Here is a 1,324-nt window from a genome sequence, read left to right as displayed (position 1 = left end):
GCGTGAATGCCACGACTTCGGCGGTGCACTTGAGCCCCGCTACATTGTCGGCGCAGAATCACTTGACCAGTGAGCTATTACGCACTCTTTCAAGGATGGCTGCTTCTAAGCCAACCTCCTGGTTGTCACTGCGACTCCACATCCTTTCCCACTTAGCACACGCTTAGGGGCCTTAGTCGGTGGTCTGGGCTGTTTCCCTCTCGACTACGAAGCTTATCCCCCGCAGTCTCACTGCCACGCTCTCACTTACCGGCATTCGGAGTTTGGCTGACGTCAGTAACCTTGTCGGGCCCATCGGCCATCCAGTGCTCTACCTCCAGCAAGAAACACGCGACGCTGCACCTAAATGCATTTCGGGGAGAACCAGCTATCACGGAGTTTGATTGGCCTTTCACCCCTACACACAGATCATCCCCCAGGTTTTCAACCCTGGTGGGTTCGGGCCTCCACCCAGTCTTACCTGAGCTTCACCCTGCCCATGCGTAGATCACCCCGCTTCGGGTCTACAGCATGCGACTCAAACGCCCTATTCAGACTCGCTTTCGCTACGGCTCCCCCACACGGGTTAACCTCGCCACACACCATAACTCGCAGGCTCATTCTTCAAAAGGCACGCAGTCACATCACACACAGCCGAAGCTGCGTACGCTCCTACGGCTTGTAGGCACACGGTTTCAGGTACTATTTCACAACCCCTCACCGGGGCGCTTTTCACCTTTCCCTCACGGTACTCGTCCACTATCGGTCACCAGGGAGTATTCAGGCTTACCAGGTGGTCCTGGCAGATTCACACAGGATTCCTCGAGCCCCGTGCTACTTGGGATCCCCTCCGGCAGTCGGCAGAGTTTCACCTACCCGGCTATCACGGTCTCCGGCACCCCTTCCCAGAGGCTTCGGCTACCCCACCGATTTATCACTGCCCGGGAAGACGGCGGTCTCCCCAAGAAGGTCCCACGACCCCGCATACGCAACGCCCGCCGGCTATCACACGCATACGGTTTAGCCTCATCCGCTTTCGCTCACCACTACTCACGGAATCACTATTGTTTTCTCTTCCTACGGGTACTGAGATGTTTCACTTCCCCGCGTTACCACCAACCGCCCTATACATTCAGACGGCGGCAACACCACATGACTGGTGCTAGGTTTCCCCATTCGGACATCCCCGGATCAACGTCTGGTTGGCGACTCCCCGAGGCTTAACGCAGCCTCCCACGTCCTTCATCGGCTCCTGGTGCCAAGGCATCCACCGTGTGCCCTAAAAAACTTGGCCACAAAGATGCTCGCGTCCACTATGCAAATCTCAAACAACAACCAGCGACCA

General features: G+C 56.9%; 1 rRNA gene. It reads right to left on the bottom strand.

Features of this window, described 5'->3' with window-relative positions:
• Positions 1–1,273, bottom strand: a 23S ribosomal RNA gene (locus HNP84_RS50880); the annotation flags it as partial.
• Positions 1,274–1,324: the final 51 nt, after the last annotated feature.

Source organism: Thermocatellispora tengchongensis, assembly GCF_014202315.1.
In the GTDB taxonomy this organism is placed as follows: Bacteria; Actinomycetota; Actinomycetes; order Streptosporangiales; family Streptosporangiaceae; genus Thermocatellispora; species Thermocatellispora tengchongensis.
Note: the sequence above shows the minus strand (reverse complement) of the source record. Positions and strands in the feature narration are given on the sequence as shown.